A 13,764-nucleotide genomic window follows, 5' to 3' on the forward strand; every position below is an offset into this window, starting at 1 on the left:
TCTATTGGATAGTTTTATTCTTCTTCGGAAGCTGCTTCAGCTTCTGCTACAGCTTTAGAAGTCTCTTCGATGGCCGCTAACATATCATTACCTTGCAACAGGTTGTACCATTGAATAATTTTCTTGATATCACTAGCGTAAACGCGGTCTTCATCATAATCTGGAAGAATTCCAAAAAAGTACTCTTCCAAAGCTTCCTTACCATCTTTGTGGCTAACGGAAGTAGCTTGCTTGTCTTCTTTTTCCATTATTTTTTCAAACACTTTGAATAATGGTAATTCTTCAGACAAAGTATACACCGCAATCTCACTCAATACACTAATATTATTGTGTACGTTTACAGAAATACGTTTTTTATCGATAAGGGACTCTGCAATAATACCATTTCTTGTTTGAGTCACTATTTTGTATAATCCTGGCTTTCCTGAAATAGAAAGAATTTTATCTAATCCCATAAATTGTATTGACGTTTTAATTTTTTGTTGGCAAATATAATTTTTTGCCTAAGCTCTACTAACTCTTAGCGTTTCTTTTTTAAAAGTGGGAAACGCATTTTGTAATCCACCCTTATTTTACCTTTGGAAATATTGGCAAGCTTACCTTTAATCAATCGTTTTTTTAATGATGATAATTTATCCGTGAACAATACCCCATCAATGTGATCGTATTCGTGCTGAATAACCCTAGCCATCAGGCCATCAAATTCCTCAACCTTTGTCTCAAAATTCTCATCCTGATATTGAATCTTTATTTTTGGCTTTCTAAAGACGTCTTCACGCACATCCGGAATGCTTAAACAGCCTTCATTAAAGGCCCATTCCTCACCTTCCTCTTCCAAAATCTCGGCATTGATAAAGGTGCGCTTGAAATTTTTCAATTGCTCCTGTTCTTCTGCGGTAAACGATTCATCTTCAGCAAAAGGTTCGGTATCCACTACAAACAGGCGAATAGGCAAGCCAATTTGCGGCGCTGCCAAACCAACACCATATGCAGCGTACATAGTTTCGTACATGTTCGCAATAAGGGAGTCTAATTGTGGATAATCCTGAGTGATATCTTCACCCATTTTTCTCAAGACGGCGTCACCGTAGGCAACAATTGGTAAAATCATAGGTTTGTTATTTTCGGATGCAAAAATACAACTATTACAGCGTTTTTGAAATTTTCGTGCTTAATTTAATTAAGACATAAATCCCACAAATAATCAATGAATCCTCTTAATGTTGGGACGAAAGGTAACTTTGAAGAATTATGGTGGCACTTATCTCATCTATTAAGGCCTTATTTTGACGCTGTTTCTTTTTAAGACCGCTATCAATCATAGTTTGAAAAGCCATTTTGGAAGTAAAGCGCTCATCTACACGCTCAATGGGCACATTTGGAAACCGCTTTTCAAGCTTTTTTAAAAACGGCTGGATGGCGGCCTCACTTTGAGAAGGCTCGTCGTTTAAACGTTTAGGCTCCCCTACCACAAAACACACAACCTTTTCCTTGGATAGATAATCCTCCAAAAAAGGCAACAAATCTTTTGTAGCAACCGTAGTAAGCCCTGATGCTATAATTTGTAACTCATCCGTTATGGCTATACCCGTTCTTTTGGTTCCAAAATCTATCGCTAAAAGTCTTCCGTTCATGGCACAAAAATACCATTTTAAAATCCATATTTTCTAAAGTCTTTCCCAATTTTGTCCCAAATTCCCATTATTTGAACATCTCCTTTTTAAGTAAAAATTATCGACTTATCTTTGCATGAATTTTGAAATGACAACAATGAACGAATTACAACAGATTATTGAAAACGCTTGGGAAGATAGAGCTTTGTTATCAGAGCAATCTACCATCGACAGTATTAGAAAAGTGATCACTTTACTTGACTCTGGAGAGTTGAGAGTTGCCGAACCTACTACCGACGGGTGGCAGGTAAACGAATGGGTAAAGAAGGCTGTAGTACTCTATTTCCCTATCCAAAAAATGGAAACTTTGGAAGTAGGCATTTTTGAGTACCATGATAAAATTCCATTAAAGAAAGGTTATGCAGAAAAAGGAATTAGAGTGGTTCCTCATGCGGTAGCGCGTCACGGAGCCTACATTTCTGGCGGCACTATTTTAATGCCTAGTTATGTAAATATTGGTGCCTACGTAGACGAAGGAACTATGGTAGATACTTGGGCCACTGTTGGAAGCTGTGCCCAAATTGGTAAAAATGTACACTTATCTGGAGGTGTTGGAATTGGAGGCGTATTGGAACCTCTTCAAGCCGCGCCTGTAATTATTGAAGACAATGCCTTTATCGGCTCTCGTTGTATCGTTGTAGAAGGCGTACGCGTTGAAAAAGAAGCGGTATTGGGTGCAAATGTGTGCTTGACGGCTTCTACAAAAATCATTGACGTAACTGGAGACGAGCCTGTAGAAATGAAGGGAATCGTTCCTGCAAGATCTGTAGTAATTCCAGGAAGTTACACCAAAAAATTTGCAGCTGGAGAGTACCAAGTCCCATGTGCATTGATTATTGGAAAGCGTAAGGAGAGTACTGATAAAAAGACCTCTCTAAACAATGCGTTACGCGAATATGATGTAGCTGTCTAGTATCAATTATTTTATATCTAAAAAATGCGAAGATTTTGCTTGCGATTATTACGGAAAATGAGGTATTTACCTCCAAAAGTGTATGCGCATTTTCTTTATGAATATTATACGGGGAAAAAACTAAACCTTGATAATCCAAAAGAATTCAATGAAAAAATTCAATGGCTTAAAGTTTTTTACCACCCTAAAATATTAAATCAACTTGTTGACAAGTATGCCGTTAGGGAATACGTAGAGAATAAAATTGGCTCTGAATACTTAAATGAACTTTATGCCGTTTATGATAGTCCAGACGAGGTTCAATTTGATAAATTGCCAGAACAGTTTGTAATAAAAGCTACCCACGCCAGCAGTTACAATTTAATTGTTGACGACAAAAGCAAAATCAATATACCGAAAACCAAAAGGTTATTCAAAAAATGGCTCAGTATCAATCAGTACTACCGCACGGGTCAAGAATGGGCTTATAAAGATGTACAACCTAGATTGATTGCAGAAAAGTTCCTTAAAAATGAGGACGAAAATTCGCTGATAGACTATAAATTCTATTGTTTTGGAGGAAGCGCAAAATTTCTGGAAGTGCATTTGGACAGGGCTCAAAACCACAAAAGAGGCTTTTACGACCTAGATTTCAACCGTTTACCATACCGGTATGTATCGTTGGATAAAAGTATCTCGACCGAGGTTAAAAAGCCTGCAAATTTTGAAGAAATGATTAACTTATCCGAAATTCTTTCGGATAAGTTTCCTTTTGTAAGGGTTGACTTCTACTCTATCGAAGGCAAGGCCATTTTTGGAGAAATGACCTTTTATCCTTCTGATGGAAGAAAAGACTTTATTCCTGATGAGTACAATACAATCATTGGAGAATACATAAAACTTCCTCAAGTAGAAAAAGGACAAATAGTGACAGAGATAGCTTGACCTAGTCGGCTTTCTCCTAAGACATAATCAATGACAACAAACGGTTCGCAACAAAATCCTATTGATGCTGTTATTTTATGGGTTGATGGAAATGACAAAAAACATCAAGAAAAGATGTTACCTTTTCTTGAAAATAAAGCCATTGTTCAATCTAAAAAATTCAGGACAAGATTTGACCAGGTCAATGAAATTAAGTTCACGGTAGACTCTTTGTTAAAATATGCTCCTTTTATTAGAAAGATCCATATTGTTACAGATGAGCAAACCCCATCCTTTTTAAAGGACGAAGAAGCAAAACGCCAATACAGCAAAGTAAATATTGTAGACCACACTGAGGTTTTTTCTGAATATGAAGAATTCTTACCAACCTTCAATTGTAGACCCATTGAAACCTGTTTACATAGAATTCCGGATTTAGCCGAACACTTTATTTATTTAAACGATGATTTCTTTTTAATCAACGAAACCAAACCATCAGATTTTTTCCAAAACGGGTTCCCAGTTTTAAGAGGAAAATGGTTGAAATTTGATGAAGATATAGCTTACAAAAAATTTAAAAAATTAAAATACGGCCACAAAAGTGCTCAACAAAAGGCCGCTAAACTTATTGGTTTCAAAAAGTATTTTAACTTTAAACACACCCCGCACCCTCTAAGAAAATCTACATTGCGTGAATATTTCGAGAATAACAATGAGGTTTTTGTAGAAAATATAAAGTATAAATTCAGGAATCACAATCAATTTACACCACAAGGATTAGCAAACCACATTGAAATAAAAAACAAAACATGTGTCTTGCAAAACGACTTGCAACTTTTGTACTTTAGATCGTATAAAAAGTCCCTACTTTGGTATAAATACAAATTGAATTCCAAGAGTAAAAACAAATTGTTTTTGGGCCTTCAAAGTTTAGACCTTTGCCCTCCAAAAATTCAAGAATACATCTTAACTTGGCTAAAAAACCGCGTAAGCTAAATACCAAATGACCTATAATTTTTTAATTTATATATCATACAGTTATGCCTTACCTATTGGCAACCCGTTAGAGCAGGAAATTATAAGTCAAGGACATACCGTAAAATGGTTTAGTGATTTGACTGACGGTAAAAACGCTTTGCTAGATAAGGAGAACCATTTATTAACAATAGAAGAGGTTGTAAATTACAAACCGGATATTGTTCTTGCGGCAACAGATAATGTCCCCGATTTCATTACAGGACTGAAGGTTCAAATTTTTCATGGTTTTTTTGCTCAAAAAAGACCGGAAGGAAACAACAAATTTGCCCATTTTAGGATTCGTGGATTCTTTGACCTTTATTGCACGCAAGGCCCCACTAGCACAAAAGGTTTTTTGGAGAAACAAAAAAAGCACCCACATTTCGAAGTTATCGAAACAGGCTGGAGCAAAGTGGACCCCTTATTTCCAATTGAAAAAAGAGAAAGATCAAGTGGTGACAAACCAACTATTATGATTGCGTCTACCTTTACTGAACGCTTGAGTTTGGCCCACAGAAATGATGTTTATTTAAAAATCCAAGAGCTTTCTGAAACAGGTAATTATCAATTCTATATGGTTCTACATCCAAAATTACCACAAGACATTAAGCTTAAATGGCAAAAATTAGTAGGAGAAAATTTTGTTTATTATAACACTACAGATTTAATTCCTATTTTCAAAAAGTCGGATATTTTGTTTGCAGATACTACCTCTGCCATTCAAGAATTTCTACTTCAAGGCAAACCTGTTGTTACCTTCAACCATACCTTTGACCATGATTACCTCATCAACATAAAGGATGCTAATTCGATTGATTCAGGTTTTCAAAATGCCCTTACATACCCACCTAGTCTAATTGAAAACATATCAAAATTCATTAATCAATTACATCCCTATTTTGATGGTCAATCCAGTAAGCGTGTTGTTGATGCTACTATTGAATTTTTACAAAGAGACAAACACTATTTAAAAAATAAGCCTCTCAACCTCATAAGAAAATATAAACTTAGAAAACAGCTCAACTATTTTACTTTCAAAAGTTATAATAAGCCCTATACGTTGCCAAAAAACTAACCTTTTTCTATACCATGCGGTGTATAGGTAATTTTCTTGTTTTTAGACTGTTTCCTAATTGCCTTGTTCTTATTTAAAGCCTCTTCATTTTTATACGGACGCTCGTGATAAAGGTGAATACAAATGACACTATACCTAGCTTGAATGAACGTCAAACCTTTATTCATCAATCGTTCTCCAATTTCGCGGTCTTCTCCTCCATACCCCATTCGTTCATCAAACCCATTCACATCCAATATAGCTTGTTTCCAAGCAGATACATTCATCCCATCAAATGTAGCCTTTGTAGGAGTAAACGTATTTAAAAACCATGATTTTAACCCAAAGGAGGTCAACTTATTTAGCTTAAAGGTCTTTTTGAGCCCTCGTTCCAATAACCAATTCGCTTTAAAACAATTTTGACTTTTCACATCTGTTCTGGCAATATCCTTAGATATTTCTTCTGGCAGTTTAAAATAGCCTCCTGAAATCACACAATTGGTCTCCTGAAGTCTTAAATGGGTTTCAACAAAATCCTTTCTTGGAATACAATCACCATCCGTAAAAATTAAATATTCGGAGTTTGCCAACAGAACAGCTCTATTCAAAATTTTGGTCTTTTGAAACCCTTTATCTTCCTGCCAAACATGCGTAATACAAAGCGATGAATTCGATTTAAATCCATCAATTAGATGTTTGGTGTCATCGGTAGATCCATCATCTGCGATAAGGATTTCAAAATTAGTTTCGGTTTGTTCTTCATATCCCCACAATACTTTCTGCAACCATTCCGGTTGATTGTATGTACTAATGATTACAGTGGCCTTTGGTGTTTTCATTGCTGCAAAAATACTATTTTTACATCCAATTTGTTGACCATGCTCAAACTATCAGGGGTAATTATTACCTATAACGAAGAACGAAACATTGAACGCTGCCTACAATCTTTGGTAGGCGTTGTTGACGAAATTGTGGTGGTTGACTCATTTTCAACAGATAACACCAAAGCCATCTGTGAGAAATACAAAGTTACTTTTATTGAACAACGCTTTTTAGGTTATATAGAACAAAAAAACTTTGCCCTCCAACAGGCCTCTTATGATCACATTGTTTCCTTGGATGGTGACGAAGCACTTTCTGATACACTTAGAGATTCTATATTAAACCTTAAAAACAATTGGCAATGGGATGGATATTATTGTAACCGTTTCAATAATTTCTGTGGACAGTGGATCAAACATTCCGATTGGTATCCCAACAGAAAACTTAGAGTATTCGATCGTAGAAAAGCGTCTTGGAAAGGCATCAATCCACACGACAATGTGGTCTTGCACGACTCAAAAGCCAAAACGGGACAATTAAAAGGTGATTTATTGCATTGGACGTACCAAACCTATTCCGAATTCAATCAAAAAACGGAGTACTTTTCAAGCATTGCCGCCAAAGCTTATTTTGATTTAGGCAAAAAGGCTACTATTTGGAACATTGTCTTCAATCCTACTTGGGCATTTTTTAAAGCCTATTTTTTAAGATTGGGATTTTTGGATGGCTTAAACGGTTTGGTAATCTGCATTCAAACCGCCAACATTACGTTTTTAAAATATACAAAATTACGAGAACTCTCTAAGAAGAAATTTTGATTACTATTTCCAAAATTTAAGCATCTTTTTCAGACGCTGCTTTCTAAGATGCCTATTCTGGAACTCATTAGTGTATTGCCACATTAACTTACAAACTTCATTATAATCTTCACCACTACACTTTGAATATTCATCGCTCATTACTTCCACCATAGACTTATGGATTGTAAGACGAGCAAAGTTTTTAATTCGGGTTTCAAAATTCATGGGCCCAAATTTCATCCTATTCAGATCTACCAAAAAAAATTTATACTCATTCCCTTCCTTCTTTATTAAAGTATTACCTGGCGAATGATCTAAAAAGTTTACACCTTTTTGATGTAGTTCATATGTAAACCTAGTGAAACTGCGTAAAATAGTATCGTAATCTGGATAATCGAATTGTTTGGTTAATTCCCTGTAAGTTAAATCAGATTCCAATTGCTCACTCACATAAAAGCTCTTTTTAAACAAAAAAGGGGTAAAGGATTCAAAGTAGGCAATAGGCATTGGGGTGCCAATCCCTAACTCCATTAACCTATTAGCATATTCAAAGGAACGCTGGGCTTTACTTTTTCTAAAAAACCTGTAAACTATCTGGTTTATCAGGTTAGGAATTTTAAATGACTTGATATTAATAGTTTTTCCATCTAATTGAAATAACTTTAATTTATTCCTAGAATCTTTAATGGAATTTCCTGTATTGTCAAACTCATTTATGAATTCACAAATAGACTCGCTTAACCCAAGGTATTCACTTTGAAATACTTTCTTCATGAAGCAATATTACAAAGTTTTAAACAATGTAAAAAACTAATATTAACTTTGCTCTAAATTTATATTGAGATGCACAAGGAAGTCAAAAAAGCCTTTGAAACTTTAATAGAGGGCGGTACTATTCTCTACCCTACTGATACGGTTTGGGGCATTGGTTGTGACGCCTCCAACCCTGAGGCCGTCCAAAAAGTGTATGAGCTAAAACAACGCAGCGATTCCAAAGCCTTAATTTGCTTGGTCGCCGATGAGCGCATGCTCAAAAAGTACATCAAAGACATCCCTGCTGCCGCCCCTGACTTCTTTGACATTCCAGGGCAGCCTATCACCATAATTTATGACGGTCCACAAAACTTGGCTCCCAATCTCGTGGGCAGCGACGACACCATTGCCATCAGGATTCCAGACAACGACTTCTGTTTTCAGTTGCTGAGAAAGTTTAACAGTGCCATTGTATCCACCTCAGCCAATATCAGTGGGCAACCTACCCCAACTTCCTTCGAAGAAATCTCTGAGGAGATTTTAAAAGGTGTGGACTATGTTGTAAATTTGCCCAGCGAAAAATCAAAAACAAAACCGTCCTCTATCATTAAGCTTGGTAAAGATGGTGAAGTTAAAATTATAAGGAAGTAATCTCCTAAATTTCAATCGATCAATTTCAAACAAAGTCTAGAAATTGAAGTTTTGAAAACTGGCATTTCATTGATGAATTACAAAGAAGCACTCAAGCACCCCCTGTTTAAAATTGTATCTCAAGCGGCACAAGAACTTAACATCGATGCCTATGTTATTGGCGGCTATGTAAGAGACTATATTTTAGAACGAGATTCTAAAAAAGATATTGACATTGTAGCCATTGGAAGCGGTATTGCATTGGCCAAACAAGTCTCCAAATTATTGCCCAACAATCCCAAAGTTCAAGTTTTTAAAACCTACGGAACGGCCATGTTGCGTTATGAGGATATTGAAGTTGAATTTGTTGGTGCCCGCAAGGAAAGCTACCAAGAGCACAGCCGCAACCCCATTGTGGAAGATGGTACTTTGGAAGACGATCAAAACCGAAGAGATTTTACCATCAATGCTTTAGCCTTAAACTTAGCAGAAAATGCGTTTGGTGATTTATTGGATCCTTTCAATGGACTAAAGGACATGGAAGCCAAGATTATCCGTACACCTTTAGACCCAGACATCACCTATAGCGATGATCCGTTACGCATGATGCGGGCCATTCGGTTTGCAACGCAATTGGGCTTCAAAATTGAAAAAGCGTCTTTGGAGGCTATTAGCCGAAACAAAGATCGGATTAACATCATTACCAAAGAGCGCATCGTAACGGAGCTGAATAAAATTCTTGAAAGTGAAAAACCTTCCATTGGATTCCTTCTTTTGGAAAAAACAGGGTTGCTTCACTATATCCTTCCAGAACTCACGGCTCTTAAAGGCATAGATGAAGTGGAAGGGCAACGACACAAGGACAACTTTTACCATACCTTGGAAGTCGTCGACAACATTTCCTTAAACACAGATAATGTGTGGTTACGTTGGGCGGCCTTGTTGCACGATATAGGAAAAGCACCTACCAAACGCTTTAGTAAAAAGGTTGGATGGACCTTTCATGGGCACGAATTTGAAGGCTCCAAAATGGTATTTCATTTATTCAAACGGCTTAAAATGCCTTTAAACGACAAAATGAAATTTGTTCAAAAGATGGTGTTTATGAGCTCTCGTCCTATCATTTTGGCCAGCGATATGGTTACCGATTCTGCTGTAAGACGCTTGGTATTTGACGCAGGTGATTATGTGGAAGATTTAATGACCCTTTGTGAAGCAGACATTACTACCAAAAATCCAAAACGCTTTAAAAAATACCATAACAATTTTAAGATTGTAAGGCAAAAAATAGTTGAAGTTGAGGAGCGCGACCATGTTAGAAATTTTCAGCCTCCTGTTTCAGGAGAAGAAATCATGGCAACCTTCAACCTTAAACCTTCAAGAGAAATTGGCATCATTAAAGAAACCATTAAAGAAGCTATTTTGGAAGGCGATATTCCAAATGAGCACGAAGCCGCTTACCAATTGATGCTTAAAGAAGGGGAACGATTGGGACTTAAAGCTGTTAACGACCAAAATAAAATATCTAAAAAACCATAAACATTTATAACGTGGCAAACCCAACAAAAGACAACAGAAAAGTCATCTATTGGTTACTCACAGGATGCTTTCTTATTTTTATCATGGTAATTGTTGGTGGCATCACCCGACTTACAGACTCTGGACTTTCAATTTCAAATTATAAATTAATCACTGGAACCATTCCCCCTATTGGCGAAGCAGAATGGCAGGAAGCCTTTGAACTTTACCAACAGCATCCCGAATTTAAACATTACAATTCGCATTTCACTTTAGACGATTTTAAAAGTATTTACTTCTGGGAATGGCTGCACCGCCTGATTGGTAGAGTGATTGGCTTGGTATTTTTCTTCCCGTTTGTGTATTTTTTGGTGACCAAGCAACTCACCAAATCCACGATAAAAAAGAGTATTGTCCTTATGGGACTGGGTGCCTTTCAAGGATTTTTGGGTTGGTACATGGTAAAAAGCGGATTGGTAGATATGCCGGATGTTAGCCATTTTAGATTGGCAGCTCACCTTACAACCGCATTTTTAACTTTTGCAGCCACGCTGTGGGTAGCACTGGATTTAATTTACCCAGAACGCAAACCTGCCAACATTAAATTTAGAAATATCACTATTGTCGCTTACATCGCTTTAATAGTTCAAATAATTTACGGTGCCTTTGTTGCTGGATTAAAAGCAGGTTTAGTACATAACCACTGGCCTTTAATGAATGAAGGCAAATTTATACACCAGTCGGCTTATATTGTAGAACCCTTTTATAAAAACTGGATAGAAAACCCTAGCGGCATACAGTTTATACATCGCACATTTGCCTATATCGTGGTTGCTTTAATTGTGATTCTTTGGAATAAAGCCAGAAAAACGGCACTAACAGTACAACAAAAACAGGGTGTTAATTTACTGGTACTACTGGTTGGAGTCCAGTTTCTACTTGGAGTTTTAACCTTACTATTTTACGTTCCTATCTGGTTGGGCGTGCTACACCAAGTTGGTGCATTTTTCCTATTAAGCACCATGACTTTTACACTTCACAGATTTACCAAATAACCGAAAATAGATTACATTTGTAATATGATTTACAGATTTAGGATTATACTGGACAACGACACAGAAGATGATGTTTTTCGTGATTTAGAAATTCGCGAAACAGATACTTTGGAAGACCTTCATAATACCATTACCCAATCCTTCGGGTTTGATGGTACCGAAATGGCTTCCTTTTACATAAGTAATGATACTTGGGAACAGGGTGAGGAAATTTCATTGTTTGATATGAGCGACGGCATGAATTCCGTTCGCTTAATGAATGAAACCACGCTTAATGATGTGGTCCATGAAAATCAAACCAAGCTAATTTATGTGTACGATTTTTTGACCATGTGGACCTTTTTTGTAGAATTGGCCGAGATTGTTGAAGAAGCTGAAGGCATGGATTATCCTAACCTGATGTTTGTACATGGACAAATACCAGATGAAGCTCCTGAAAAAGCTTTTGAAGCGGATGATATGATGGACGACTTCAATGAATTTGATGACGATTTAGACCTAGACGATTACGAAAGTCTAGACTTTGACGAAAACTGGAATTAAGAACACCTTTAAAAGAAATTTTTCATATTCATGCCTTGGTAGTTTCGTTTTACGAAATCCAAGGCATTTTTCATAATAGTCCCCATACTTTCACTGCGCCTAAACTCTACATCCAAGGTGTATTTATAAATAGCCTCCCTTAATTGATTAATATGCTCAGGGATTGATAAGGTATCCTCCTCCATACACTCCAAAAGTTCAGAAATTCTGTCATGATAACTAATCATTCTTCTGGCCACAATTGAGCGTTCCTCAACTTTATATTGTTCGATGGATTCCTTCTGAATTTTCTCCCTTACCAGTTCCACCATTTTAAAGTTCTCCTTGAAAAATTGAGGTCTATATACATTAAACTTTCCTTCGTAGGATTGTTGGTCAAAATCTATAGCTCGAATTTTAAACACCACATGGTCAAAATCATGGGTAGGCACGATGACATAGTTATAGGAACGCATATCCCCTAACAACCTAATCATACAGCGCTCATTGAATTTTATAAACTCTTTAGCTATTTGCGATTTTTCGGAAGGGGAACATTCGGGCAGCATGTTCTTAATAAATTCATCCCCAGGAATACCGGCAATATGCTCTTCTATAAGAGTGTTTTTATACACTAGGAAGTTCAAGTTATACGGGGACAGCATGTGTTCAAATTCCAAACCATATACTCTGGAGGCATCAGCCTTTTTCACATAAAAATAGGTGTAATTATCATTTAGGACATTTCTAATTTTCACACGGAAAGGCTTAGAGTTTCCAAACGTACAAAAGTCAATGGCATCAACATTTAGGTACTTAAAAATATTTTCATTTCCATCGGATATCAGTATGGAATACACCCGTTTTAAACTTAGATCGATTTCCTCCCGTTCAAACTCGTTGTAATAAACACGAATCCAAAGGGTGTCCTCTCCTTGGTTGTCATACACCACCACGGAACCTTGAAACCGCAGTAAATCTTCATAAAAAATAGGCAGACGTATATTGCGGTTATACTCTTGCAAATAATTGTGTAACTTACTGCCTATTGGGTAGGAAGGCTTTTTTTTGGATATTTTTAAATCGTCCATAATTATAAAATTAGTCTAATTTAAAGCTTTTGCAAATACCTTGTAACAAAAGCCAAGGATGCTCGTCATATTTTTAACCATTCAATTATAAATACTTTGGAACCAATCCTTACTATTAACAATCTTACCAAAAAATTTGGCTATCTCACAGCCGTCAAAGATTTAAGTTTTACTATCAACAAAGGCAATGTTTATGGGATTTTAGGCCCTAACGGAAGTGGTAAGTCTACTACTTTGGGGATTGTCCTAAATGTAGTCAATAAAACCTCAGGTAGCTTTCATTGGTTTGATGGCAACATTAGCACCCATAATGCGCTTAAAAAAGTAGGAGCTATTATTGAACGTCCGAATTTCTATCCGTACATGACGGCCTACCAAAACCTTAAATTGGTGTGTAAAATTAAAGGAGTGCCATTTGAAAAAATTCAAGAAAAACTGGAAGTCGTTGGATTACTGGACCGTAAGGACCATAAATTCAAAACCTATTCCTTGGGTATGAAACAACGTTTGGCCATTGCCTCTGCCCTTCTCAACGACCCCGAAATACTCATTTTGGACGAACCTACCAATGGTTTGGACCCCCAGGGTATCCACCAAATAAGAGAGATTATAAAAAGTATTGCTGCTAACGGCACAACTATATTGTTGGCCTCCCACTTATTGGATGAAGTTGAAAAAGTATGCTCCCACGTGGTTGTCCTGAGAAAAGGTGTCAAGCTATATGCCGGCCGTGTGGATGAAATGATTAATAGCTATGGATTCTTTGAGCTAAAAGCTTCGGAAGAAAGCAAACTATTAATGGTTTTAGAAAACAATCCGGCCTTTGGAAAACTGAAAACCGAGAACGGTTTGATTACCGCCTTTCTAAATGAACCTATGGAAGCTTCCACTTTTAATAAATTCATGTTTGAACAAGGTATCACACTTTCGCATTTAGTAAAACGCAAAGAAAGCCTAGAAGAACAATTCTTACAACTTACCGACAACAAATAAACAGCAACCAATACCCTCCC

The 13,764-nt window shown here is 36.7% G+C and carries 16 protein-coding genes; 10 read left to right on the top strand and 6 right to left on the bottom strand.

What is annotated here, in order from left to right:
• Window positions 1–14 precede the first annotated feature (14 nt).
• The 3 genes from RBH95_RS11845 to ruvX form a co-directional block, all read right to left on the bottom strand.
• Window positions 15–455, bottom strand: coding sequence for a DUF5606 domain-containing protein (locus RBH95_RS11845; protein WP_307899800.1), 441 nt, complete (start codon window positions 453–455; stop codon window positions 15–17).
• 65 nt (window positions 456–520) lie between these two features.
• Entirely contained in the window at window positions 521–1,111 is a 591-nt protein-coding gene (def, locus tag RBH95_RS11850) for a peptide deformylase (protein ID WP_307899801.1), read from the bottom strand.
• 106 nt (window positions 1,112–1,217) lie between these two features.
• On the bottom strand, window positions 1,218–1,634 hold the full coding sequence (ruvX, locus tag RBH95_RS11855) for a Holliday junction resolvase RuvX (protein WP_307899802.1): 417 nt from the start codon (window positions 1,632–1,634) through the stop codon (window positions 1,218–1,220).
• A gap of 136 nt (window positions 1,635–1,770) precedes the next feature.
• Here ruvX and RBH95_RS11860 point away from each other — a divergent pair, with 136 nt between their 5' ends.
• From RBH95_RS11860 to RBH95_RS11875, 4 genes are read left to right on the top strand one after another with little or no spacing between them, the layout of a single operon-like run.
• On the top strand, window positions 1,771–2,586 hold the full coding sequence (locus RBH95_RS11860; protein WP_307899803.1) for a 2,3,4,5-tetrahydropyridine-2,6-dicarboxylate N-succinyltransferase: 816 nt from the start codon (window positions 1,771–1,773) through the stop codon (window positions 2,584–2,586).
• Between the two features lie 57 nt (window positions 2,587–2,643).
• Window positions 2,644–3,510, top strand: a complete 867-nt coding sequence (locus RBH95_RS11865; protein ID WP_307899804.1) for an ATP-grasp fold amidoligase family protein — start codon at window positions 2,644–2,646, stop codon at window positions 3,508–3,510.
• Window positions 3,511–3,540: 30 nt separating this feature from the next.
• The gene (locus tag RBH95_RS11870; RefSeq protein WP_307899805.1) at window positions 3,541–4,485 is read left to right on the top strand and encodes a stealth family protein; all 945 of its coding nucleotides are present in this window, start codon (window positions 3,541–3,543) and stop codon (window positions 4,483–4,485) included.
• 7 nt (window positions 4,486–4,492) lie between these two features.
• Complete coding sequence (locus RBH95_RS11875; protein WP_307899806.1) at window positions 4,493–5,581, top strand: CDP-glycerol glycerophosphotransferase family protein; 1,089 nt, start codon at window positions 4,493–4,495, stop codon at window positions 5,579–5,581.
• Here RBH95_RS11875 and RBH95_RS11880 read toward each other — a convergent pair.
• Complete coding sequence (locus RBH95_RS11880; RefSeq protein WP_307899807.1) at window positions 5,578–6,399, bottom strand: glycosyltransferase family 2 protein; 822 nt, start codon at window positions 6,397–6,399, stop codon at window positions 5,578–5,580. The genes RBH95_RS11875 and RBH95_RS11880 overlap by 4 nt on opposite strands.
• Window positions 6,400–6,438: 39 nt before the next feature.
• Here RBH95_RS11880 and RBH95_RS11885 point away from each other — a divergent pair, with 39 nt between their 5' ends.
• Entirely contained in the window at window positions 6,439–7,200 is a 762-nt protein-coding gene (locus RBH95_RS11885; protein WP_307899808.1) for a glycosyltransferase family 2 protein, read from the top strand.
• Window positions 7,201–7,203: 3 nt separating this feature from the next.
• Here the strand turns inward: RBH95_RS11885 and RBH95_RS11890 are convergent, their stop codons facing one another.
• Complete coding sequence (locus RBH95_RS11890; protein ID WP_307899809.1) at window positions 7,204–7,956, bottom strand: lipopolysaccharide kinase InaA family protein; 753 nt, start codon at window positions 7,954–7,956, stop codon at window positions 7,204–7,206.
• Between the two features lie 69 nt (window positions 7,957–8,025).
• On the opposite strand from RBH95_RS11890, the gene RBH95_RS11895 reads away from it, so the two are divergent.
• From RBH95_RS11895 to RBH95_RS11910, 4 genes are all read left to right on the top strand, one after another.
• Window positions 8,026–8,586, top strand: a complete 561-nt coding sequence (locus tag RBH95_RS11895) for an L-threonylcarbamoyladenylate synthase (RefSeq protein ID WP_307899810.1) — start codon at window positions 8,026–8,028, stop codon at window positions 8,584–8,586.
• Between the two features lie 72 nt (window positions 8,587–8,658).
• The gene (locus tag RBH95_RS11900; protein WP_307899811.1) at window positions 8,659–10,104 is read left to right on the top strand and encodes a CCA tRNA nucleotidyltransferase; all 1,446 of its coding nucleotides are present in this window, start codon (window positions 8,659–8,661) and stop codon (window positions 10,102–10,104) included.
• Between the two features lie 11 nt (window positions 10,105–10,115).
• Window positions 10,116–11,138: a COX15/CtaA family protein gene (locus RBH95_RS11905; RefSeq protein WP_307899812.1), complete on the top strand. Its 1,023-nt coding sequence runs from the start codon at window positions 10,116–10,118 to the stop codon at window positions 11,136–11,138.
• Between the two features lie 24 nt (window positions 11,139–11,162).
• On the top strand, window positions 11,163–11,681 hold the full coding sequence (locus tag RBH95_RS11910) for a hypothetical protein (protein ID WP_307899813.1): 519 nt from the start codon (window positions 11,163–11,165) through the stop codon (window positions 11,679–11,681).
• An 8-nt stretch (window positions 11,682–11,689) separates the two neighbouring features.
• On the opposite strand, the gene RBH95_RS11915 is transcribed toward RBH95_RS11910, so the two are convergent.
• The gene (locus tag RBH95_RS11915) at window positions 11,690–12,754 is read right to left on the bottom strand and encodes a hypothetical protein (protein WP_374047832.1); all 1,065 of its coding nucleotides are present in this window, start codon (window positions 12,752–12,754) and stop codon (window positions 11,690–11,692) included.
• Between the two features lie 93 nt (window positions 12,755–12,847).
• Here RBH95_RS11915 and RBH95_RS11920 point away from each other — a divergent pair, with 93 nt between their 5' ends.
• Window positions 12,848–13,744 (top strand): ABC transporter ATP-binding protein, encoded by an 897-nt coding sequence (locus RBH95_RS11920; RefSeq protein ID WP_307899815.1) that lies wholly within the window; start codon window positions 12,848–12,850, stop codon window positions 13,742–13,744.
• Window positions 13,745–13,764 lie beyond the last annotated feature (20 nt).

Origin of the sequence: Mangrovimonas sp. YM274 (assembly GCF_030908385.1) — a bacterium.
GTDB lineage: Bacteria > Bacteroidota > Bacteroidia > Flavobacteriales > Flavobacteriaceae > Mangrovimonas_A.